Annotated in this window: 21 protein-coding genes; 13 read left to right on the forward strand and 8 right to left on the reverse strand. The window is 66.3% G+C overall.

Features of this window, described 5'->3' with window-relative positions:
- The first annotated feature begins 39 nt into the window (after positions 1 to 39).
- The 3 genes from FB460_RS04230 to FB460_RS04240 are packed head-to-tail and all read left to right on the forward strand — an operon-like array spanning position 40 to position 2,455.
- Complete coding sequence (locus tag FB460_RS04230; protein WP_142092822.1) at positions 40 to 1,611, forward strand: acyl-CoA carboxylase subunit beta; 1,572 nt, start codon at positions 40 to 42, stop codon at positions 1,609 to 1,611.
- Positions 1,608 to 1,826 (forward strand): acyl-CoA carboxylase subunit epsilon, encoded by a 219-nt coding sequence (locus FB460_RS04235; protein ID WP_142092823.1) that lies wholly within the window; start codon positions 1,608 to 1,610, stop codon positions 1,824 to 1,826. Before FB460_RS04230 ends, FB460_RS04235 begins: the two co-directional genes overlap by 4 nt.
- Positions 1,823 to 2,455 (forward strand): Maf family protein, encoded by a 633-nt coding sequence (locus FB460_RS04240; protein ID WP_142092824.1) that lies wholly within the window; start codon positions 1,823 to 1,825, stop codon positions 2,453 to 2,455. The genes FB460_RS04235 and FB460_RS04240 overlap by 4 nt, the downstream gene beginning before the upstream one ends.
- Here the strand turns inward: FB460_RS04240 and FB460_RS04245 are convergent.
- Positions 2,423 to 2,905 (reverse strand): hypothetical protein, encoded by a 483-nt coding sequence (locus tag FB460_RS04245; protein WP_142092825.1) that lies wholly within the window; start codon positions 2,903 to 2,905, stop codon positions 2,423 to 2,425. The two genes, FB460_RS04240 and FB460_RS04245, sit on opposite strands and share 33 nt — an antisense overlap.
- 35 nt (positions 2,906 to 2,940) lie before the next feature.
- On the opposite strand from FB460_RS04245, the gene FB460_RS04250 reads away from it, so the two are divergent.
- On the forward strand, positions 2,941 to 3,870 hold the full coding sequence (locus FB460_RS04250) for a decaprenyl-phosphate phosphoribosyltransferase (protein ID WP_142092826.1): 930 nt from the start codon (positions 2,941 to 2,943) through the stop codon (positions 3,868 to 3,870).
- An 83-nt stretch (positions 3,871 to 3,953) separates the two neighbouring features.
- Positions 3,954 to 4,640: an SDR family oxidoreductase gene (locus FB460_RS04255; RefSeq protein ID WP_142092827.1), complete on the forward strand. Its 687-nt coding sequence runs from the start codon at positions 3,954 to 3,956 to the stop codon at positions 4,638 to 4,640.
- Positions 4,641 to 5,078: 438 nt separating this feature from the next.
- Here the strand turns inward: FB460_RS04255 and FB460_RS04260 are convergent, their stop codons facing one another.
- Together FB460_RS04260 and FB460_RS04265 are read right to left on the reverse strand one after the other, a co-directional pair.
- Positions 5,079 to 6,167 (reverse strand): GTP-binding protein, encoded by a 1,089-nt coding sequence (locus tag FB460_RS04260; protein WP_142092828.1) that lies wholly within the window; start codon positions 6,165 to 6,167, stop codon positions 5,079 to 5,081.
- Entirely contained in the window at positions 6,164 to 6,412 is a 249-nt protein-coding gene (locus FB460_RS04265) for a type B 50S ribosomal protein L31 (RefSeq protein WP_142092829.1), read from the reverse strand. Before FB460_RS04265 ends, FB460_RS04260 begins: the two co-directional genes overlap by 4 nt.
- Before the next feature lie 151 nt (positions 6,413 to 6,563).
- Between FB460_RS04265 and rpmB the strand changes: the two genes are divergently transcribed.
- The 5 genes from rpmB to FB460_RS04290 all read left to right on the forward strand — a co-directional run bounded on the left by rpmB (position 6,564) and on the right by FB460_RS04290 (position 9,450).
- Complete coding sequence (gene rpmB, locus FB460_RS04270; RefSeq protein WP_142092830.1) at positions 6,564 to 6,800, forward strand: 50S ribosomal protein L28; 237 nt, start codon at positions 6,564 to 6,566, stop codon at positions 6,798 to 6,800.
- Positions 6,800 to 6,967 carry a 50S ribosomal protein L33 gene (gene rpmG, locus FB460_RS04275; protein ID WP_142092831.1) on the forward strand — a complete coding sequence of 56 codons (168 nt, stop codon included), beginning with the start codon at positions 6,800 to 6,802 and terminating at the stop codon, positions 6,965 to 6,967. Before rpmB ends, rpmG begins: the two co-directional genes overlap by 1 nt.
- Positions 6,967 to 7,269 carry a 30S ribosomal protein S14 gene (gene rpsN / locus FB460_RS04280; RefSeq protein WP_142092832.1) on the forward strand — a complete coding sequence of 101 codons (303 nt, stop codon included), beginning with the start codon at positions 6,967 to 6,969 and terminating at the stop codon, positions 7,267 to 7,269. The genes rpmG and rpsN overlap by 1 nt, the downstream gene beginning before the upstream one ends.
- A gap of 9 nt (positions 7,270 to 7,278) precedes the next feature.
- Positions 7,279 to 7,452 (forward strand): 50S ribosomal protein L32, encoded by a 174-nt coding sequence (gene rpmF, locus FB460_RS04285; RefSeq protein WP_142092833.1) that lies wholly within the window; start codon positions 7,279 to 7,281, stop codon positions 7,450 to 7,452.
- Between the two features lie 222 nt (positions 7,453 to 7,674).
- Positions 7,675 to 9,450, forward strand: coding sequence for an acetyl/propionyl/methylcrotonyl-CoA carboxylase subunit alpha (locus FB460_RS04290; protein ID WP_142092834.1), 1,776 nt, complete (start codon positions 7,675 to 7,677; stop codon positions 9,448 to 9,450).
- A 3-nt stretch (positions 9,451 to 9,453) separates the two neighbouring features.
- On the opposite strand, the gene FB460_RS04295 is transcribed toward FB460_RS04290, so the two are convergent.
- Entirely contained in the window at positions 9,454 to 10,284 is an 831-nt protein-coding gene (locus FB460_RS04295; RefSeq protein WP_246044235.1) for a Sir2 family NAD-dependent protein deacetylase, read from the reverse strand.
- A gap of 56 nt (positions 10,285 to 10,340) precedes the next feature.
- On the reverse strand, positions 10,341 to 11,765 hold the full coding sequence (locus tag FB460_RS04300; protein WP_211345823.1) for an NAD(P)H-quinone dehydrogenase: 1,425 nt from the start codon (positions 11,763 to 11,765) through the stop codon (positions 10,341 to 10,343).
- A gap of 45 nt (positions 11,766 to 11,810) precedes the next feature.
- Between FB460_RS04300 and FB460_RS04305 the strand changes: the two genes are divergently transcribed.
- Positions 11,811 to 12,608: a purine-nucleoside phosphorylase gene (locus FB460_RS04305; RefSeq protein WP_142092836.1), complete on the forward strand. Its 798-nt coding sequence runs from the start codon at positions 11,811 to 11,813 to the stop codon at positions 12,606 to 12,608.
- Positions 12,608 to 14,359, forward strand: a complete 1,752-nt coding sequence (locus FB460_RS04310) for a phospho-sugar mutase (RefSeq protein ID WP_142092837.1) — start codon at positions 12,608 to 12,610, stop codon at positions 14,357 to 14,359. The genes FB460_RS04305 and FB460_RS04310 overlap by 1 nt, the downstream gene beginning before the upstream one ends.
- Positions 14,360 to 14,484: 125 nt before the next feature.
- On the opposite strand, the gene FB460_RS13405 is transcribed toward FB460_RS04310, so the two are convergent.
- Positions 14,485 to 16,269, reverse strand: coding sequence for a purple acid phosphatase family protein (locus FB460_RS13405; RefSeq protein ID WP_170209938.1), 1,785 nt, complete (start codon positions 16,267 to 16,269; stop codon positions 14,485 to 14,487).
- Positions 16,270 to 16,377: 108 nt separating this feature from the next.
- Complete coding sequence (metG, locus tag FB460_RS04320; RefSeq protein ID WP_142092839.1) at positions 16,378 to 18,159, reverse strand: methionine--tRNA ligase; 1,782 nt, start codon at positions 18,157 to 18,159, stop codon at positions 16,378 to 16,380.
- Between the two features lie 120 nt (positions 18,160 to 18,279).
- Here metG and FB460_RS04325 point away from each other — a divergent pair, with 120 nt between their 5' ends.
- On the forward strand, positions 18,280 to 19,809 hold the full coding sequence (locus FB460_RS04325; RefSeq protein ID WP_142092840.1) for an outer membrane protein assembly factor BamB family protein: 1,530 nt from the start codon (positions 18,280 to 18,282) through the stop codon (positions 19,807 to 19,809).
- Between the two features lie 33 nt (positions 19,810 to 19,842).
- Here FB460_RS04325 and FB460_RS04330 read toward each other — a convergent pair whose 3' ends face one another.
- Positions 19,843 to 20,934 carry an adenosine deaminase gene (locus FB460_RS04330; RefSeq protein WP_142092841.1) on the reverse strand — a complete coding sequence of 364 codons (1,092 nt, stop codon included), beginning with the start codon at positions 20,932 to 20,934 and terminating at the stop codon, positions 19,843 to 19,845.
- Between the last annotated feature and the right edge of the window lie 99 nt (positions 20,935 to 21,033).

Raw genomic sequence — 21,033 nt, forward strand, 5'->3', positions numbered from 1 at the left:
CTGCTCGCATCGTTCGGTTCGAGCGATAGTCTCGTCCCCATGCAGCCAGACATCCACACCACGGCCGGAAAGATCGCCGAACTGGAACGCCGCACTGAAGCGGCTGTTCACGCCGGTTCAGCCGCAGCGGTCGAGAAGCAGCATGCCAAAGGAAAGCTGACCGCTCGCGAGCGCATCGAACTGCTGCTCGACGAGGGCACTTTCAGCGAGCTCGACCAATACGCACGGCACCGCTCCACGTCCTTCGGCATGGACGCCAACCGCCCCTTCGGCGACGGTGTCGTCACCGGGATCGGCGAGATCGACGGGCGTCCGGTCTGTGTGTTCAGCCAGGATGTGACGGTCTTCGGTGGGTCGCTCGGCCAGGTGTACGGCGAGAAGATCTGCAAGGTCATCGACTTCGCCATGCGTACCGGGTGCCCGCTCATCGGGATCAACGAGGGCGGCGGTGCTCGTATCCAGGAGGGCGTGGTCTCCCTCGGGTTGTACGCCGAGATCTTCCGTCGCAACACCGAGGCCTCCGGCGTGATCCCGCAGATCTCGCTCATCATGGGCGCTGCAGCCGGTGGCCACGTGTACTCCCCCGCCCTCACCGATTTCGTGGTGATGGTCGACAAGACCTCACAGATGTTCATCACCGGCCCCGACGTCATCAAGACCGTCACCGGCGAGGACGTCTCGATGGAGGAGCTCGGCGGCGGGCGCACCCACAACACCAAGTCGGGTAATGCGCACTACCTCGGCAGTGACGAGGAGGACGCGATCGGCTACGTGCGTGAACTCATCGGGTTCCTGCCGCAGAACAACCTCGACGAGCCGCCGATCTACGAGTCCGACAGCCCGATGGACGTCACCGACCTCGACGAGTCGCTCGACACGATCATCCCCGACTCGCCGAACCAGCCCTACGACATGGCCGAGGTGGTCACCTCGATCCTCGACGACGAGGAGTTCCTGGAGACCTCCCCGTTGTTCGCACAGAACATCATCACCGGATTCGGCCGCGTCGAAGGGCGCTCGGTCGGCATCGTGGCGAACCAGCCGCTGCATTTCGCCGGCTGTCTCGACATCGACGCCTCGGAGAAGGCCGCCCGATTCGTGCGCACATGCGACGCGTTCAACATCCCGGTGCTCACCTTCGTCGATGTGCCCGGGTTCCTCCCCGGCGTCGAGCAGGAGCACGGTGGCATCATCCGCCGCGGCGCCAAGCTCATCTACGCCTACGCCGAGGCCACCGTGCCGCTGATCACGATCATCACCCGAAAGGCGTATGGCGGCGCGTACGACGTGATGGGGTCCAAGCACCTCGGCGCCGACCTGAATCTGGCATGGCCCACCGCCCAGATCGCGGTGATGGGCGCCCAGGGTGCGGTGAACATCATCCATCGCAAGCGTCTGGCCGCAGCCAGCGACCCCGAGGCGCTGCGCCAGCAGCTCATCCAGGAGTACGAGGACGAGCTGGTGAACCCCTGGCTCGCCGCCGACCGCGGTTACGTGGATCAGGTGATCGCCCCGCGTGACACCCGTCGCAAGATCGTCCGTGGGCTGCGCACCCTGCGCACCAAGCGTCAGACGCAGCCGCCCAAGAAGCATGGGAACATCCCACTGTGAGCGGCACCGAGACGTGGAAGGTCATCGCGGGGTCCCCAACCCCCGAGGAGCTCGCGGCGATCGTGCTGGTGCTCGGCTCGGGCGACGGTGACACCGGCACCCAAGCACCCACCTCGGACCTCGCCCCGGTGGGCGGCTGGGCCGCACGGCACCGCCTGTTGCAGCCCCGGCTGCTCACCGGCCCCGGAGCCTGGCAGGCCATGGTCCGCCGATGAGCACCCCGCCGCGATTGGTCCTCGCTTCGGCATCGCCTGCGCGGCGTCAGGTGTTGACGCGCGCCGGGTTGAATCCGGAGGTGATCGTCTCCGGCGTGGATGAGAGCAGCGCCAAGGCCGAATCCCCCGCCGACCTGGCAGGGCGCCTCGCCGAGCTGAAGGCTCGAGCGGTCGTCGAACGGCTCGAGGTGACCGGCCCAACGGTGGTGATCGGCTGCGACTCGGTTCTGGAGCTCGACGGCGTCGCCCACGGAAAACCACACACCGCCGAACGCGCCACCGAGCGTTGGCGGGCGATGCGCGGGCGCACCGGCATCCTGCACACGGGGCACCACGTCGTCTGTCATGACGAGGATCTGCATCCGACCGCCCGCACCTCGGTGGGATCCACGAAGGTGACCTTCGCAGACCTGAGTGACGCCGAGATCGTCGCCTACGTCGCCACCGGCGAACCGCTCGGGGTGGCAGGAAGCTTCACCCTGGATGGTTTCGGTGGCGCCTTCATCACCGGCATCGAGGGCGACCCGGCGAACGTTCTGGGCATCTCGCTGCCGCTCCTGCGTCGCATGCTCGCCGACGCCGGGGTGGAGTGGACATCATTGTGGAGCGGCTCGAACAGTCACCGCTGAGACGTTCTCGGAGATCGTGAAGGCACCGTCCCAACCGGGCCTGGTGAACAGGATCGCCTCGGGTGTGTCGGCGGTGATCTCCCAACCGGCCCCGGGAAGGTCGGCTCGCAGAACATGGGCGATCTCCGCCCCATCAGGCTGCGAGAAGGAAGCGGTTATCACATTCGGCTGATCCACGTACTGTGTGATGGCCGCATCGTCGGGGATGGGGATCAGCGCCGACGGCCCCTGCTCGTAGCCCTTCTCCGCCAAGGAGATGGTGCCGGGGGAAGGTTCAAACGAACCGGTGGGAGTGGGGGTCGGCTTCGGCACGGTGGCACCACAGCCGACCAGCACCAGGACACAGGCCCCCGCCATTCCCAGCCGAACAAGGGCCGTGGACATCACTTGGAGCCCTGCCGCAAGATGAACTCTCGGGGACACGCCCCGCACCACCGCGTCGGATCGCACGAACCCCACACTAGTCGCGGTAATCTGACGCCGTCATGACTGAAGAACCTGAGCTCACCCGTACCCCGAGCGAGGCCGCCCACGCGCCTCCGAAGCACCGCCTGCCGGCAGGCATCCGCGCCATGCGCCCCCGGCAGTGGATCAAGAATGTCCTGGTGTTCGCGGCCCCGCTCAGCGCGGGCTCGCTGTTCCACGAAGACGTTCTGCTCAAGACTTTCCTCGCCTTCTTCGCCTTCTGCATGGTGAGTGCGACCGTCTACCTCATGAACGACATCAAGGATGTCGAGGAGGACAGACTCCACCCGCGCAAGCGGTTCCGCCCCATCGCAGCCAAGGAACTCAGCGTCGGCGCAGCCTGGGTGCTGGCTGGAATCACCGCCGCCTTGGGCTTCGGAATTGGTTTTTGGACCTCGACGTACCTGGGCGTGACGCTCGCTGTGTATCTGGCGCTGCAGATCCTGTACTCGATGTTCCTCAAGCACCAGCCGATCATCGACCTCGCGATGGTGTCCTCCGGCTTCCTGCTGCGCGCCGTCGCCGGTGGCGTGGCGTCGCAGATCGACCTGAGTGCCTGGTTCCTGCTGGTGGCATCGTTCGGCTCGCTGTTCATGGTCGCAGGCAAGCGCTACTCGGAGATGAAGGTGCTCGGTTCCGACGCCGGCACCCGCAAGTCGCTGGCTGCCTACACCGTGTCGTACCTGCGCTTCGTGTGGCATCTCTCGGCCGCTGTGACCTTGATGTCCTACTGCCTGTGGGCCTTCGAGAACCAGGAGCGCGGCTGGGCCGCAGTGCCGTGGACGGTGCTCTCGATCGCTCCCCTGACGATCGGCCTGCTCCAGTACGCCATGCAGGTCGACCGCGGCAATGCCGGTGAGCCCGAGGACGTGGTGCTCAACAACCGCCCGCTGCAGCTCATGGCCGTGATCACCGTGGTCCTGATCGCCGTCGCCGTCTTCACCAAGTGAGCCCCACCCACATGAGTGCCGCCCAAGTGAGTGCCGCCCAAGTGAGTGCCGCCCAGATGAGTTCTACCCAAATGAGTGCCGCAATGACCGACGAACGCCCGGTGGCTCTTGTCACCGGTGGCAGCCGCGGCATCGGCCGCGCCATCTGTGCCGAACTGGGCCGCACTCATCACGTTCTCGTGGGCGGGACGCGAGCAGATTCGGTCGCCGAGGTGGTGGCTTCCCTGCCATCGGCTGAGCCGTTCGTGGCCGACCTGACCGACGAGCAGGCCGTGGCGTCGGCCGCAGCCAAGGTCGGGCGTCTCGATGCGCTGGTGCACAGCGCCGGCATCGGCGGCTTCGGCGATACATCGGGCTCCACCCGCGAACGCTGGCGACGCGTGCTCGAGCTCAACGTCGTGGCCGTGGTGGATCTCACCGAACTGCTCATCGAGAAACTCCGCGAGAACCACGGAATCGTGGTGGCGATCAACTCCGGCGCCGGGCACAACGCGAGCCCCGGCAATGGGCTGTATCCGGCATCGAAGTTCGCGCTGCGCGCCTACACCGATGCCCTGCGCGGACGCGAGATGGGGCGCGTACGCGTCACCTCGATCCATCCGGGCCGCGTCGACACTGACATGCAGCACGAGCTCATCGCATCCGAGGGCAAGCAGTACGACGCCACCAAGTACTTGAGCCCCGACGCCGTCGCCGAGACCGTTCGCCTGGCCATCGACACCGACCCCCGCGGTCAGATCAACGAACTGTCGATCCGCCCCTTCAACTGAGCCCGTCTCCCCGAGTAGGCCTTCCCGCGCACGCCTCCCTGTGCGCGCCTTCCCATGCGCGCCTTCCCATGCGCGCCTTCCCGCACACGCCTTCCCATGCACGCCTTTCCGCACACGCCTCCCTGTGCAGGCCTTCCCGCGCACGCCTCCCTGTGCACGCCTCCCTGTGCACGCCTCCCTGTGCACGCCTTCCCGCACAGGCCTTCCTGCGTCGGAAGGAAACATGTCCCGGACCAGCACCGAGCCACATGCCCCCATACATGCAGAAAAACATTGCGGTCAGATTCGGTCCTCATCTACGTCCGCTGACGATGTTTCGAACGACATTGCGGCCAAGATCTGACCTCAATGTTTTTCCATGTGTGGTGCCCCCTCGCCTGACGATGCCCACACCTTCCACGCCTGATGCAGCCCACACCCGCCACACCTGACGCAGCCTCAGCCCACCTCGCGGGCTTCGGGGCCGAACCAGTCGTCGAGCTGATCGTCGATATCACGCCAGCGGTCGAGTTCGCGCATCTCGAAGTCGGTCATCAGTAGATCGTCAAAGGCCCGCTGCACTCGCCCAAGGGCCTCCTCGCCATGTCCTTGCACGACCAAGCGTGTGCTCGGGCGACGCTGCGCCCACTGCCCACCGGAGCCAAGTGCGACCTGGCTGCCAGCAGCGGTGAGCACGCACACCGTGGCCGGACGCGTGGGCAAGTGGAAGCACCCGCGGATACGGACCGGCCCCACACCCAGAAGCTCCAGATCATTCATGAGACGCCCGGGGTGGAATGGTCGTTCGCTGACGAATTCCCTGGACCAGAACCCTTCGATTTCCGGCACGTGCCGAGGCGGTGTACGCACCGGGTCCAGACGCCGCTTCGCGCCACGCATGTCGTGCTTCATGTGGAGCAGACGCATCGGGTTGATGGCGCTGAGGACCTCGGCATATCGCTCTTCGGGCACCAGGTGCCGCAGGGCGGCGATCTGTCCGCCGCGTGGCGGGTCGAGTGTGCACACAAGATCGCTGTAATCGACCTGCTCCATCAGGGCTTCAGCCACCGATCGATGGTCACGGCCACCCAAGCCAAGTCCGCGCTCGGCGAGGAGGTCATCACCGAAGGCGTCCTGCGCCACGGTCTGCTCGTCCACCACCGAGAGCACCGACGCGATCCGCACCGGAAGGAACGAATGCTCGACCGCCTCGCTGATCTGCCACACAAGAGGCTCGGGTGCCGCAGCCAACGGCAGCGCCAGCACGATCGTCTGCCACGTGCCCACCTCGGCGAGGCGTCGCAGCGTCGGCACGATGTCCTCCCGTGCCGTGCACGAGAGGCACGCGTGCTCCAAGTGCGCGGTGTCGTCCTCGACCAGCCCGGAGTCGTCTGAGACTGTGCGACGGACAGTACCCCCCTCCCCCTCCTCGTCCGGTGTGAGTTCGTGACGCACCAGCACGGCGTCGGGCAGGCCCATGAGCAGCGACATGACTCCACACTCGCGTGCCACACGATCGATCGCCGACACGATCACGACCAGGGTCATCGCCCACTCCCGTAACGCTGCCGGAATCGTTCGACGCGGCCAGCGGTGTCGATGGTGCGCGAACGACCGGTGTAGAAGGGGTGACTCGCGGATGAGACATCGACGTCCACAACCGGATAGGTGTTGCCGTCCTCCCACTCCAGCGTCTTGTCCGAGGTACATGTCGAACGGGTGAGGAACAAAAGTCCTGCCGAACGATCCCGGAAGAGCACCGGTCGGTACTCGGGGTGGATGCCTTGCTGCATGGGGCCTCCTGGTTGAGTTTCGGATATGTACGAGGTGCCGCGCACGGCCGATGAACAGATCCGCTGCGCGATCTGGCATGGACACACTACACATTAAACGAGTACGGTTCTCATTTGCTTCAGTCGGGAAGGTCCCGAAGAAGGAGGATCGATGTCAGCTCGCTGCCAGGTGACCGGGGCCCAGCCCGGTTTCGGCAACAACAAACCATGGTCGAAGAAGCGCACCAGACGTCGCTTTGACCCCAATATCCAAAAGAAGCGCTACTGGGTGCCCAGCCTCGGGCGCACCGTGACACTCACTCTCTCGGCGCGAGGCATCAAGACGATTGACCGACGCGGCATCGACGCCGTGTGCCACGACCTCATCGCCAAGGGAGTGAAGATCTGATGGCCAAGCGCAGTGACGTCCGCCCGATCATCAAGCTGCGATCCACCGCCGGCACCGGGTTCACCTACGTGACCAAGAAGAACAAGCGCAACAACCCCGACCGGCTGACGCTGCGCAAGTTCGACCCCATCGTGCGCCGACACGTCGAGTTCAAGGAGACCCGCTGATGGCCAAGACCTCCAAGATCGTCAAGAACAACAAGCGCGCCGAGATCGTGGCCCGCTATGCCGAGCGTCGGGCTGAACTCAAAAAGCGCATCCGCACCGCGGACACCATGGAGGAACGCATGGAGGCCGTCCGCGCCCTCGCAAAACTCCCCCGCGATTCATCGCCCACACGGCTCCGCAACCGTGACTCCGCCGATGGACGCCCACGCGGCTTCATCCGCAAGGCGGGGGTCTCCCGTGTCCGATTCCGCAGCATGGCCCACCGTGGCGAGCTGCCCGGGATCCAGAAGTCGAGCTGGTGAGGAGCTGACATGGCAGTACCGAAACGCAAGAAATCCCGTTCACGCACGCGACATCGTCGCGCCAGGTTCACGGCCGAAGCCCCGCATCTGACGCCGATCAGGGTCCAAGGGCAGACCAAGAACGTCCCCCGGCGTCTTGCGAAGGCCTACCACCGCGGCCTGATCGATGACGACGGTCTCTGACCCGAACCACTCGAGCCGATGAATATCCGGGCCTCACGCACATCTCCCATGTGTGAGGCCCGGCTCTTTGGCCTCGGGATCCTCCCCGCACCGGAATTTCCGGGAGTGGGACAGGCGCGTTTCCACCACGAACCACTCAGGATCTGAAAAGGTGGCGGGGCGGTGCACCGATCAGGACGCCGCTAGACTCCCGGTGAACCGGCAGGGATTCAAGGAGGAACTGTGGCCCTCAACAAGGTGCTCGTTGCCAACCGTGGCGAAATCGCCGTGCGCGTGGTCCGCGCTGCGGCCGATGCCGGGTTGGGCAGCGTCGCGGTATACGCCGAGCCCGACGCGGACGCGATGTTCGTCAAACTCGCCGATGAGGCCTACGCGCTCGGCGGATCCACGCCGGCCGAGACCTACCTCGACGTCGCCAAGATCCTGGACATCGCCGAGCGCAGTGGCGCCGACGCGATCCACCCCGGCTACGGGTTCCTCGCAGAGAACGCCGACTTCGCCCAGGCGGTCATGGACGCCGGCCTCACCTGGATCGGCCCTCCACCGTCGGCGATCGATGCGTTGGGCGACAAGGTCAAGGCGCGCCACATCGCGCAGAAGGCGGGCGCCCCCCTCGTCCCCGGCACCGCCGATCCGGTCACGAACGCCGATGAGGTGGTCGCCTTCGCCGACGAGCACGGACTCCCCATCGCGATCAAGGCAGCCTTCGGCGGCGGTGGTCGCGGGTTGAAGGTCGCCCGTGAGCGCAGCGAGGTCAAGGACCTGTTCGAGTCCGCCACCCGTGAAGCCGTCACCGCCTTCGGGCGTGGCGAGTGCTTCGTCGAGCGTTACCTCGACAAGCCGCGCCACGTGGAGACCCAGTGCCTGGCCGACAAGCACGGAAACGTCGTGGTGGTATCGACGCGCGACTGCTCGCTGCAGCGTCGTCACCAGAAGCTCGTGGAGGAGGCACCCGCACCATTCCTCAGCGATGACCAGTTGCAGCGCCTCTACGAGTCCTCGAAGGCGATCCTGGCCGAGGCCGGCTACGTGGGCGCGGGAACCTGTGAGTTCCTCGTCGGTCTCGACGGCACCATCTCCTTCCTCGAGGTGAACACCCGTCTGCAGGTGGAACACCCCGTTTCCGAGGAGGTCACCGGCATCGACCTGGTCCGCGAGATGTTCCGCATCGCCGACGGCGAGGAGCTCGGCTACGACGACCCGGTCATCCGCGGCCACTCCATCGAATTCCGTCTCAACGCCGAAGACGCCGGACGCAATTTCATGCCCGCCCCCGGCACGCTCACCGCGTGGCACGCGCCCACAGGCCCCGGCGTCCGCGTCGACGAGGGCTACCAGACAGGTGACACGGTCCCCGGTTCGTTCGACTCGCTGGTCGCCAAGATCATCGTCACCGGCGCGACGCGCCAGGAGGCCATCGAACGCGCCCGACGCGCTCTCGCCGAGACCGTCGTGGAGGGCATGCCCACGGTGCTGCCATTCCATCGTGTCGTCCTCGATGACCCTGCGTATGCGGCGGTCGACGGTGATTTCACGGTGCACACCCGTTGGATCGAGACCGAGTTCGACAACCAGATCGAGCCTTGGGAGGGCCAGCCCGCCGACGCCGAAGACCGCCCCGAGAAGCAGGTCGTGGTCGTGGAGGTCAACGGCAAGCGTGTGGAGGTCGCCGTTCCCGAGGGTGCCTTGGCATCGGCCAACGCATCCAGCAGCAGAAAGCGCAAGAAGTCGAAGCGTTCCTCACGCGGCAGCGTCGCGGCGGCTCCGACCAATGCCCTCACCTCCCCCATGCAGGGCACCATCGTGAAGGTGGCCGTCGAGGAAGGTCAGGACGTCTCCGAGGGCGACACCATCGTGGTGCTCGAAGCCATGAAGATGGAGCAGCCGCTCACCGCACACCGCTCAGGCACGGTCTCGGGGCTCGATGCCACGCAGGGCGCCACAGTGCAGGCCGGGTCAATCATCTGCACCATCGAAGGTGACGAGGACGACGACTGACACCTATCGGGCCGCGGCCCACCGACGACAGAAGTCGGTGGTGCCCAGCTCGAGCCGCACGGTGGCAAGATCATCGCCGCGTGTGCCGCCACGATTGACGATGACCACGGGCAGACCGGCCTTCGCAGCCTGACGCACGAACCGGAGCCCGGACATCACCGCCAGCGACGATCCCAACACCACCAGGATGTCGGCTTCATCCACCATCGCGCGGCAATGAGCCACGAGATCCTTGGCAACCGTTCCCCCGAAGAAGACCACGTCGGGTTTGAGGACACCATCGCACACCAGGCAGTCGGGCACGACGAAGTCCTCCCAGCCCTCGATCTCCATGTCTCCGTCAGGGCGGGCACGAGCCGGATCGGGCCGCGGCGCATAGGCGCCGGTGGGATCGTCATGGCCCGATGGCAGCACATCGGGGTTGAGCACCGCCAGACGCTTCTGCAGGTCATAGCGCGAGGAGATGTCCCCGCACGTCAGGCAGACCACATCGGCCAGACGCCCGTGAAGGGCCACCACCGGTCGGCTTCCTGCCGCCTCGTGAAGTCCGTCGACGTTCTGGGTGATGACGCCCGTCACCTGATCGTTGAGCGAGGCCAGAGCGATGTGCCCCGCATTGGGGTGGGCGCCGGCCACAAGCTCCCATCCACGGAAAGACCGAGCCCAGTAGCGTCGACGGTTGCTGGCCGACCCCACGAACTCGGCGTGCAACATCGGGTTGCTGCGGGGCGATCCGGGGCCTCGGTAGTCGGGGATGCCCGAATCAGTGCTCATTCCGGCGCCGGTGAGCACAGCGACACGTGCCCCACGCAGGAGATCGAGCGTCTGCTCCACTCGGATGGATTGAGCGGGCCGGATGGATGGAGCGGGCCGAATGGACGGGGCGGGCGTCACAGAATCGGTTCGAAGCCCATGTCCAGCTGTTCATCACTGTGCCCGTGCAGACGGCGTGCGGCCTCGGCGAACGAACCCGACAGCGACGGGTAGACGGTGAAGTCGTGGGCGAAGTTGTCGACGGTGATGCGTTCGGAGACCGCGATCGACAGGGAATGGATGAGTTCCGATGCCGCCGGCGAGACCACCACGCCACCGACGATGATGCCGGTGGTCGGCAGGCAGAACAGTTTGACGAAGCCCTCGCGGATCTCCTGCATCTTGGCTCGAGCATTGCCCTTGAGCGGCAAGGTGTACGACAGGGCGCGCACCTCACCCGAATCCACCTGCGCCTGGGTCACACCCACCGTCGCGATCTCGGGGGCGGTGAACACATTGGACGCCACGCCACTCATGTCAAGGGGAGCCACCGCGTCACCGAGTGCGTGCCACATCGCGATGCGGCCCTGCATGGCCGCCACCGAGGCGAGCGGCATGACACCGGTGCAGTCACCGGCGGCATAGATGTTGCGGACGCTGGTTCGCGAGACCTTGTCGACCTCGATGTGTCCCGAACCGGAGACCTTCACCCCGGCGTCGGGCAGACCCATGTTGGTGGTGCTGGGCACCGAACCGACCGCCATCAGACAGTGGGTTCCGGTGACGGTGCGGCCGTCGGTCAGCGTGACGGTGACCTCATCGCCGTCACGTGTCACCGATTCGGCGCGGCTCTGCGACATGATCTGCATGCCGCGACGTTCGAAGACATCCTGCAGCACCATGGCGGCGTCGGCATCCTCGCCGGGAAGCACCAGGCGACGCGAAGACACGAGAACGACCTCGGCACCCAACGCGCGATAGGCGCTGGCGAACTCGGCGCCGGTGACGCCCGAGCCCACGACGATGAGCTTCTCGGGCAGTTCGGTGAGGTCGTAGAGCTGGGTCCAGTTGAGGATGCGTTCCCCGTCGGTGCGTGCGCTCGGGAGCTCTCGGGCCGTGGAACCGGTGGCGACGAGAACGATGTCGGTGTCGAGACGCTCTTCGGTTCCGTCGGGGCGGGTCACCACAACGGTGTTGGTTCCGTCGAGGCGTCCGCGGCCCTCGATGACCTCGACTCCGGCGTTCTCCATCTGCTTCTCGATGTCGCGGGACTGCTGCTGTGCGAGGTCGAGGACACGTCGGTTCACCGCGCCGAGATCCACCGACACCGAGGACCTGTCTGCGGAGCCATCCAGTCGGATGCCGAGCGCACCGGCGCGCTCGACCATCGTCATGATCTCCGCTGTTGCGATGAGGGTCTTGGAGGGAACACAGTCGGTCAGGACCGCCGAACCCCCCAGACCATCGCTGTCCACAAGACGCACTCGGCCGCCAAGCTGGCTGCCCACCAGTGCCGCCTCGTATCCGCCAGGTCCGCCACCAATGATCACCACGTCAGTCACAGGGCTCATTGTTGCAGTATTCGCACAGGAGGCAGAATCGGCCCCATGGAGAGCACGCAGACATCCGCCGCCGATGCCGCCCACGCCCTGCTCGAACGTGTGGGGGTGGAACGACTCGACACCGCATTCATCCTCGGCTCGGGGTGGTCCAGTGCCGCCGACGACCTCGGGGAGGAATTGGGACGCTGCCCGCTGGGCAAGCTTCCCGGTTTCCGCGCCCCCGTGGTGGCCGGTCATGGCGGTGTCGTCCGTGCCGTGAGGACCGGTTCGGGCCGCATCGCCGGGGTCCTGACCGGGCGTACGCACTTCTACGAGGACCGCGATGTGATGGCCGTCGCCCATGGTGTGCGGACGCTGGCCGCCGCCGGCGTCGAACGCCTGGTGTTGACCAACGGCTGCGGGTCGCTGCGTCCGGACTGGGGACCGGGTCAGGTGGTGCTGCTCCGCGACCACATCAACCTCACCGGCGCCACACCCCTGCGCGGCCCGGAGTTCATCGACATGAGCACTGCCTACTCCTCTGCCCTGCGGGAGGTCGCACGGAGCGTCGACGCCGAGCTCCCCGAGGGGGTCTACGTGCAGTTCGCCGGGCCCCAGTACGAGACACCGGCCGAGGTTCGGATGGCCGGTGTCCTGGGTGGTGATCTGGTGGGAATGTCGACGACGCTCGAGACCATCGCCGCACGGGCGGCGGGCGTCGAGGTGCTGGGGATCTCGCTCGTGACGAACCTCGCAGCCGGCGTGGGCGAGGCGCCGCTCGACCATGCCGAGGTGCTCGCGGCCGGGAAGGCGGCGGCACCGCGGCTTCGGGAACTGCTCACGGGAATCGCCGAGGTGCTGTGATGCCCGGCTCCGGACTGCCGCTCGACCCCGGATTGCGCGAACAGGCCGAGGACTGGCTCGCCGAGGACCCCGATCCCGAGACCCGCGCCACTCTGACGACTCTCCTCGAACAGGCCGAGGCTGCGGCGCCGACGTCGGCAGCCGCCGCCACCGAGCTGGCGTCGGCGTTCGCGGGGCCGCTGGAGTTCGGTACCGCGGGACTGCGTGGGCCCATGGGTCCGGGGCCCGCGCGGATGAACCGGGTGGTCGTGACGCGTGCCGCCGCTGGTCTGGCGCGCTGGCTCACGCAGTGGCGGCTGACCGCACGCGTGCTGGTGGGTCATGACGCCCGGCATGGATCGGAGAGATTCGCCCGCGACACCGCCGAGATCCTCGCCGGGGCGGGACATGAGGTCGTCCTTCTCGACGGCCCGGTCCCCACGCCTCTCGTGGCTTTCGGTCTGCTCAACGGCGAGCGTCCGGCCCATGCCGCGGTGGTCGTGACCGCGTCGCACAATCCTGCGGCGGACAACGGCTACAAGGTCTATGTGGGCGGCTCACAGATCATCCCGCCGGTGGACGCCGAGATCGCCGAGGCCATCGCCCACGAATCAGCCGAACCGCTGGCGGCGCTCCCCCGGCGTGCGGTGACGCCCACCGGCCCGGAACCGCTTCTCGCCGCCTATGTGGCCCGGGCCGCCGCTGCGGCACCGGACACCGATTCCTCCGTTTCTCCCGTCCAGTGGGTGCACACGGCCATGCACGGCGTCGGGGCGCCGTTGGTGCGACGCGTGACCGCGGCCGCAGGGCTGCCCGAGCCGATCGAGGTGGCGGCACAGGCCGAACCGGACCCTGACTTCCCGACGGTGCCGTTCCCAAACCCCGAGGAAGCCGGCGCGATGGACCTGGCTCTCGATCTGGCGGCCGAACAGGGCGCCGACGTGGTCATCGCCAACGACCCCGACGCCGACCGCTGCGCCGTCGCGGTTCCCGGTGCCGACCCGCATGATCGCGCGGCATGGCGTCTGCTGACCGGCGATGAACTCGGTCTTCTCCTGGGGGATGACGCCCTGCGCCGCGGCGTCCCTGGTGTGTTCGCGGCGTCGGTCGTCTCGGGGAGCGCGCTGGAACGACTCGTGCGTTCCGCAGGGCGCGAGTTCGTCACCACCCTCACGGGGTTCAAATGGATCGGACGTGTGCCCGACCTCGCCTTCGGCTACGAGGAGGCCATCGGCTACTGCTGTGACCCCCATGCCGTCGCCGACAAGGACGGCATCACCACGGCCCTACGGGTGCTGCAGATGGTGGCCCGGTTCAAGGCATCGGGCCGGACGCTGACCGACCGACTCGATGAACTCGCTGCCGAGCACGGGCTGGTCAGCACGGCGCAGGTGTCCATCCGCACCGATGATCCGGAGACCATCTCGCGAGCTCTGACCTCACTGCGGCAGACCCCGCCCACGCGGCTCCTCGGTGAGACCGTGGGAGTCACCGACTTGGCCGACCCCTCACGCCCCGAGCCGGCCGATGCGACCGCTGGTCTTCCCCCGACCGATGCCGTCATCCTGTCGGGTCATGACTTCCGTGCAGTGATCCGCCCCTCCGGCACCGAGCCCAAACTGAAGATCTACCTCGAAACTCGCCACGACCCGGTTCCTCCCGCAGAACTTCACCGGGTGCGGAGCCTCGAACAGGACCGGCTCGGGCTGCTCGGGCACGAGGTCACGAGCATCCTCGGACTCCGAGAACCGGACCGACTTCACGAGGTCTGAGCGGCAGAACCCCAAGGCCGCAGGCGGCTTGCCGAGGACAGTGGAGGTCTGCGCACCGATGACGGTGCACAGACCTCCACTCAAACTCATCCACTCACGCTGGCGTGAAAGCGTGAGCAGTCTGCTCAGCGGCGACGCAGGATGGTCACGCCACCGAGGATGGCGCCCAGCCCCACTGCGATGATGCCCAGAGCGGGACCACCAGTGTTGGGCAGGCCCGCTGCAGGACGCGTGCCGGAGGGATCAGACGTTCCCGCCCCGAGAGCCTGGGTCTCGGGGGCCTGGGTGTCAGGGGCTTGGGTCTCGGGGGCCTGGGGCGGGGCCGGAGTCTCGTCACCGGGTGTGCTGACCGGGTCCTGTGACGGCGTGGGCGTCGGATCGGGCGACACCGTCTCCATCGGGGGCTCACTCGGCGCAGGTGTCTCCGTCGGCGTCACGCTTGCACTCGGCTCAGACGTCTCGCTCGGCGTGGGCGCCGGAGTCTCGGACGGGGTCTCACTCGGCGTCGGCGCCGGAGTCTCGGACGGCGTCTCACTCGGCGTCGGCGCCGGAGTCTCGGATGGCGTCGGTGTGGGGGTGGGAGTCGGAGTCGGCGTGGGAGTCGGCGTCGGAGTCGGCGTGGGCAGCACGGCACCCGGCTCCAGCACATACTTGGTGTCGGTGCACTTGTCGATGGAGAAGCTGTCCAGCGTCTCCCCCACAGCCACGTCGGTGGTGGAGTTGTCACGCTTCGCGCCAACGGTGGAGGTGTACTCGAGACGGCACCCGTTGATGCTGATGTTCTGGAACGTCGTGGTGTAACCGGCGCTCGTCACCACCGTGGCATCGTTGTTGGACCAGGCGTTGTTGTCATCGGGAGCAGGGTCGTAGTCCTTGCCGCCGGCATGCGAGACCACGTACATGGGTCCGGTCGTCACGCCCTCGGTATCGGTGGCGTTGTCGTTGTCGAAGCCACGCCCATAGGTGTGGTCGTGGCCCTGCAGCACCAGGTCCACATCATGTTCTTCGAGAATCGTCTGCCACGCGTCACGGATGCGGCTCTCATCGCGTCCATCACGGGTGTTGTAGACCGGCTGGTGGAACATGACGACGGTCCACGCGTTGGGGTTGTTCGCCAGCGTCTCGTCCAACCACGTCGCCTGCTCATCGATCTGTTGGTTTCCGTCGAGCACCACGATCCGCACGTCATTGCGGTCCACGTAGTAGTTGCGCTCGTCGTACAGGCCGTTCGTGGGCAACGTGTAGTTCTGGTAGTAGTCGGTGGGCGGTACCTGCGGAAGATCCCAGAAGTTTCCCGGCGTGTAGTACTCGTGGTTACCCGGGGTCAGCAGGTGCTGACGCGAGGTGGCGTCAGCACCCAGGGCACCGAACCAGTCGTTCCACTCCGCATGGTTGTAGGGGACGTCGATCATGTCGCCCGCGTGAAGAACCAGGCCCGAATCGGGGTGGTTCTCGAACGCCATCCGGGAATTCTCGGCCCACTCCTCGGTCAGTCCCTGCTGTGCATCACCGAAGTAGAGGAAGTCGAGCCTGTCGCTGGTGTCGGCGGTGGTGAAGGAATGCCACTCGCTGGCGTCCTCCCCGCTGACCACGCGGAACTCGTAGGTGGTGCCGGATTCGAGCCCCTCGACGTCGGTACTCCACGGATAGTGCAGGTCGGCCATGTAGGCGCCACGGGTGGGCGTCAGGGTCTGCAACACGTCAGTGGTTCCGGCCTGACGCACCTCGACGGTGGGCTCTGAGGCCACCGACGGCAACCGGAAGTTGATGCCCACGCCCGTGGTGGGGTCGGCTGCCGCGTTCACGATGAGCCGACCCGGTTCCAGCGTCGCCGCCGATGCCGGAGCAGCCGCACCGGTGGCCAGAACAGCCGCCACGCCAAGGACTGCCACGAACTTGTTGATGGTCACCTGACTCCTCCTGAGAACACCGCGTGCAAGGCCTCCTGCCACGGGTGAGGAGTCAAACCATCCCGGGTTGCCGCAGGATTACCTCAAGGTGAACATCAGTCGACCATCTCAGACGATGGGCGCCCACTCCGGACCGGTCTCGGCGAGCTCGGCGTCCAGCTTTCCGAACAGCGGCTTGGGCTTGGCCAGAGGCGTCCCGGTCTTGACCGGGCGTGATCCCCATTCGGCCTGTTCACTCGCGTAGTCACCCATGAGCACCGGGTAATCGGTGTTGCCTTCCTCGCTCACCTCGCGGATCTCGGGCTGCGCCGCCCAGACGCCCTCTCCCCCGAGTGCTTCGTGGATCTTCTGGGCCGAGTGCGGCAGGAAGGGCGTCATCATCGTGTTGACATCACTGACCACCTGGAGCGCGGTGTGGAGCACGGTGTCGCGTCGGGCCGGATCCTCCTTGAGTTTCCAGGGTTCGGTCTCCGACAGGTAGCGGTTGGCGTGCGAGGCGATGCGCATGGCCTCGGTGGCAGCGTTCTTGAAGCGGTTCTTGCCGAGGAGATCCCCCACCGTGGCGAAACCGGCCTTGGAGAGTTCCAACAGCTCGGTGTCAATGGCGTGGAACTCGTTGGGATGCGGGATCGCACCGTTGTTCTTGTGGGCCATGGAGATGGAGCGGTTCACGAGGTTGCCCCACTCGTTGGCGAGCTCGGAATTGTTGCGTCGCACGAACTCGTCCCAGGTGAATTCGGTGTCCTGGTTCTCCGGCCCGGCGATGGCGATGAAGTAACGCAGTGCGTCGGGGCCGAACTCCTTGAGGAAGTCGGTGACGTAGATGACCTTGCCGCGGGAGGTCGAGAACTTCGAGCCGGCCATGTTGAGGAACTCCGAGGAGACGACCTCGGTGGGCAGGTTCAACTCGCCGAACGCCCCGGGCTCGCCGCCCTTGACACCCTGACCGTTCTGCCCCAACAGAAGTGCAGGCCAGATGACCGAGTGGAAGACGATGTTGTCCTTGCCGAGGAAGTAATAGGCCTGCGCGTTCTCGTCGAGCCAGAAACGCTTCCAGGCGTCGGGGTCGCCGATGCGCCTGGCCCATTCGATCGACGCCGAGAGGTAGCCGGTGACGGCGTCGAACCACACGTACAGACGCTTCATCGACTGATCGCTCCAACCGTCGAGCGGGATCGGCACACCCCAGTCGAGGTCGCGGGTGATCGCGCGCGGCCGCAGGTCCTTGAGGAGGTTCTCGCTGAACCGGAGCACATTGGGACGCCAGTCGGTGCGCTGCGACAGCCAGGTGCCGAGCTGCTCGGCGAGGGCGGGGAGATCCAGGAAGAAGTGTTCGGTCTCCACGAACTTGGGGGTCTCACCGTTGATGCGCGAACGAGGATTCTTCAGATCGATGGGATCGAGCTGGTTGCCGCAGTTGTCGCACTGGTCACCGCGCGCGCCGTCGTCACCACAGATCGGGCAGGTGCCCTCGATGTAGCGGTCGGGCAGGGTGCGTCCGGTCGAGGGGCTGATCGCCCCCTTGGTGGGTTTGGCCACGATGTAGCCGTTGTCGTACAGGGTGAGGAACAGGTCCTGCACCACCTTGTAGTGGTTGCGCGTGGTGGTGCGGGTGAACAGATCGTAGGTGAGCCCCAGGCCCTGCAGGTCCTCGACGATGACCCGGTTGTACTTGTCGGCGAGCTCCCGCGGCGAGACACCCTCACTCTCGGCCTGCACCGAGATGGGTGTGCCGTGCTCGTCGGTGCCCGAGACCATCAACACGTCGTTGCCGATCATGCGCTGATAACGCGCGAAGACATCCGACGGAACCCCGAACCCGGAGACGTGTCCGATATGGCGGGGTCCATTGGCGTACGGCCAGGCAACGGCGGTGAGCACAGAGGTCATGGGGGCCAGCCTATGACACCAACCGTGGCCACGTCCTGACAACGATTCTCACGCCAGAATCCCGAAAAGACCTTGCAGGGCCCTCATCCGCGTGGTCTGCTGGGAACAGGGGGATGAGACATGCGAATGAAACCGGTACGGAGACGTCGATGGACGCTGGTCGGCGTCCTCATGGCCTTGGCATTGGCCACATCCGGGTGCTGGAAGCCCGGCGCCGAACCCGAGCAGGAGACGAACGCCCCGGCACCGACGCCCACCAGCGCCGCACCTGAACCAGAGCCCATCTGGCACGAGCACGAGGGTTTCTGGCGGCCTGTGGCCGACGATGGGGACAACCGGTTGTTGCTGACCGACGGCAAGAAGCTCATGGCGTGGAGCCCCGAGGCGGGCGAACTGTGGTCCACCCCCGCGCCGACGCGGATGGACGGGTCCATGGCGGTGATCGCCGACGCGCACCATGTCTACGCACAGGACGACGGCACCGGGGTCAGTGCATTGTCCTGGGACAGCGGCGAGATCGTATGGGAAGCGGACATGGCCGAGCGTATGAACTGCAGCAATGCCTCGGTGCTGATCCTGCAGAGCACCGGACAGGTCGAGGGCGGCTGGTTGACGGGCCTTTACATGGGCCCCACGCCCGAGATGGAGGGTGACTGTTCCACGGGCTCTCCCGCCGAGCCGGTGACGGTGGCCGCAGCGATCGACCCGAAGACCGGCGAACTCAACGGCGAGCCGTTCAAGATGCCGGGTGATCGCATCGAGAGCGGACACGCCCACAGCCGCGACGGATCAGCCATCTATGTGTTCACGTCCGACGGTATGGGGTCGGGCCTCCATCGCTACGACCTTCGCGAAGGTCGGACCGATGTTCTGGGACTCAACGATGCCTTGGGCGAATATGCGAATCAGGGCGTCCAGGCTGACCTGTCCGAACTCGACGACGACACGCTGCTGCTCGCCTTCACCGACCCCCTCGAGAATCAACGCATCGCCGGCTCGATCGACATCGCCTCGTGGAACGACGACGACAAGGTCGGGAAGGCCACGTTCACTGCTGCCCCGCCGCAGAAGGACTACTGCCTGCGGCACATCGTGCGTACGGCCGATCCTGCTCCCTACTGCATCCGGGACGACATCGTCCCCAACCCCGAGACTCCCGATGGTGGGGCGGATGCGTTCTGGGTCGGGGTCCCCGATGAGAAAGGTGTCTTCGTACTGGATGAATTCCAGCACGTACCGGCTCCCGGTGACCTCGACCGACGCGGCCAAGCGCGCGAGGACTCCTACGGCGCGTTCAACGCACTGATTCCCGCAGACACCTTGGAGGCCGGTTCCGGGGCGCCCGGAATCGTGGTGCCCGGCGACGGTGCATCGGTCGCCGCCTTCGACGTCGCCACCGGCGATGAGCTGTGGCGCTTCGAGCCGTCGAGTGGTGACGGCGTCAGCACCCAGCCATATGCCCTTCCGTCCTTGGGAGAGGTCGCCTTCGTGATCCGTGGGGCCGGGGACGAGGAGACCGTGATCCTCGACGCCGCCACCGGCGCGGAGGTCGAACGCGTCACCGGCGGATACAACGCGCTCGACGGCTACTCCGGCGAATTCCTCGTCGTCAACGACGGCGAGAACACGCGCGTGCGAGCCCTGCCCTGATCCCGGGCGGCGTCACCTCGACGTGGCCGAGGGTCAATCGCCCACGGTGGGGAAGGTGTGCAACCGCTCGATGATCCGATCGGCAGTGGAGACATCGGTGAACGCTGCCCACGCCGCGTTCGCGGTGAAGCGCTTGAGGTCATCGAGCTCATAGCCGAAGGTTTCGACCAATGACTGGAACTCGGCGGTCAACGACGTCCGGCCCAGCAGACGGTTGTCGCAGTTGATGGTGAGGGTGAACCCCAGTTCATCCAGCAGCCGCACCGGGTGTTGGGACAGGTCGGTCGACGTGGCACCGGTCTGAAGGTTCGAGCTCGGGCACACCTCCAGCGGGATCCGGTGGTCACGGACGAACGAAGCCACCCGCCCCAGCCGCGGGATCGACCCGCTGAGGTCGATGTCCTCCACCACCCGCACGCCGTGCCCGATGCGCTGAGCGCCCTGCGTCAGAGCATCGCGCAGGGAGTCGACGCCCGCCGCCTCGGCGGCATGGATCGTGATGTTCGCAAGGTTCTCCCGCAGCCGGGCGAAGGCTTCGGTGTGCTTGCTCGGCGGGAACCCGTCCTCGGCACCGGCGATGTCGAAGCCCACCACACGGGCCGAAGGGTCGTCTCGTCGATCCAAGTAGAGGTCCGCGATCTCCGGTGAACGATCGGCATGACGCATCGCGGTGATGATCTGCGAGGCCACGATCTCGACGCCGTCGAGCCGCGCCTCGTCCATGCCCTCGGTGAGTCCTGCCGCAACGGCGTCGACGGCCTCATGGAGCGTGAGCCCCTTCGTCAGGTGCTGCTCCGGAGCCCAACGGGCCTCGGCCAGGACGACCCCGTCGGCGGCCTGATCGAGCACCCATTCCTTGGCGACGCGACGCAGCCCGTCAGCGGTCTGCATGGCGGCGGTGGTGTGGGCGAATGTCTCGAGATACCGCGGCAGCGACCCGGAGTTGGCCGCGTTGAAGAACCACTCCCCCAGTTCTTCGGGGTCGGTGGTGGGCAGCTCGTGACCGGCGTCCTCGGCGAGGTCGACCAACGTCGACGGACGCAGACCACCATCCAGATGATCGTGGAGCGACACCTTGGGCAGCGCCCGGATCACGTCGGTGGTGAGTTCGAGGTCATCGGTCATGCCAGTCTCCTGAAACGTCGAGCGGGGTCCACCCCATGATTTCCCATCACGACACACAAGCGCCGGGCACCCCTGAAGATGCCCGGCGCTTGAACAGAA

The sequence above is a fragment of the Propioniferax innocua genome, from assembly GCF_006716235.1.
In the GTDB taxonomy this organism is placed as follows: domain Bacteria; phylum Actinomycetota; class Actinomycetes; order Propionibacteriales; family Propionibacteriaceae; genus Propioniferax; species Propioniferax innocua.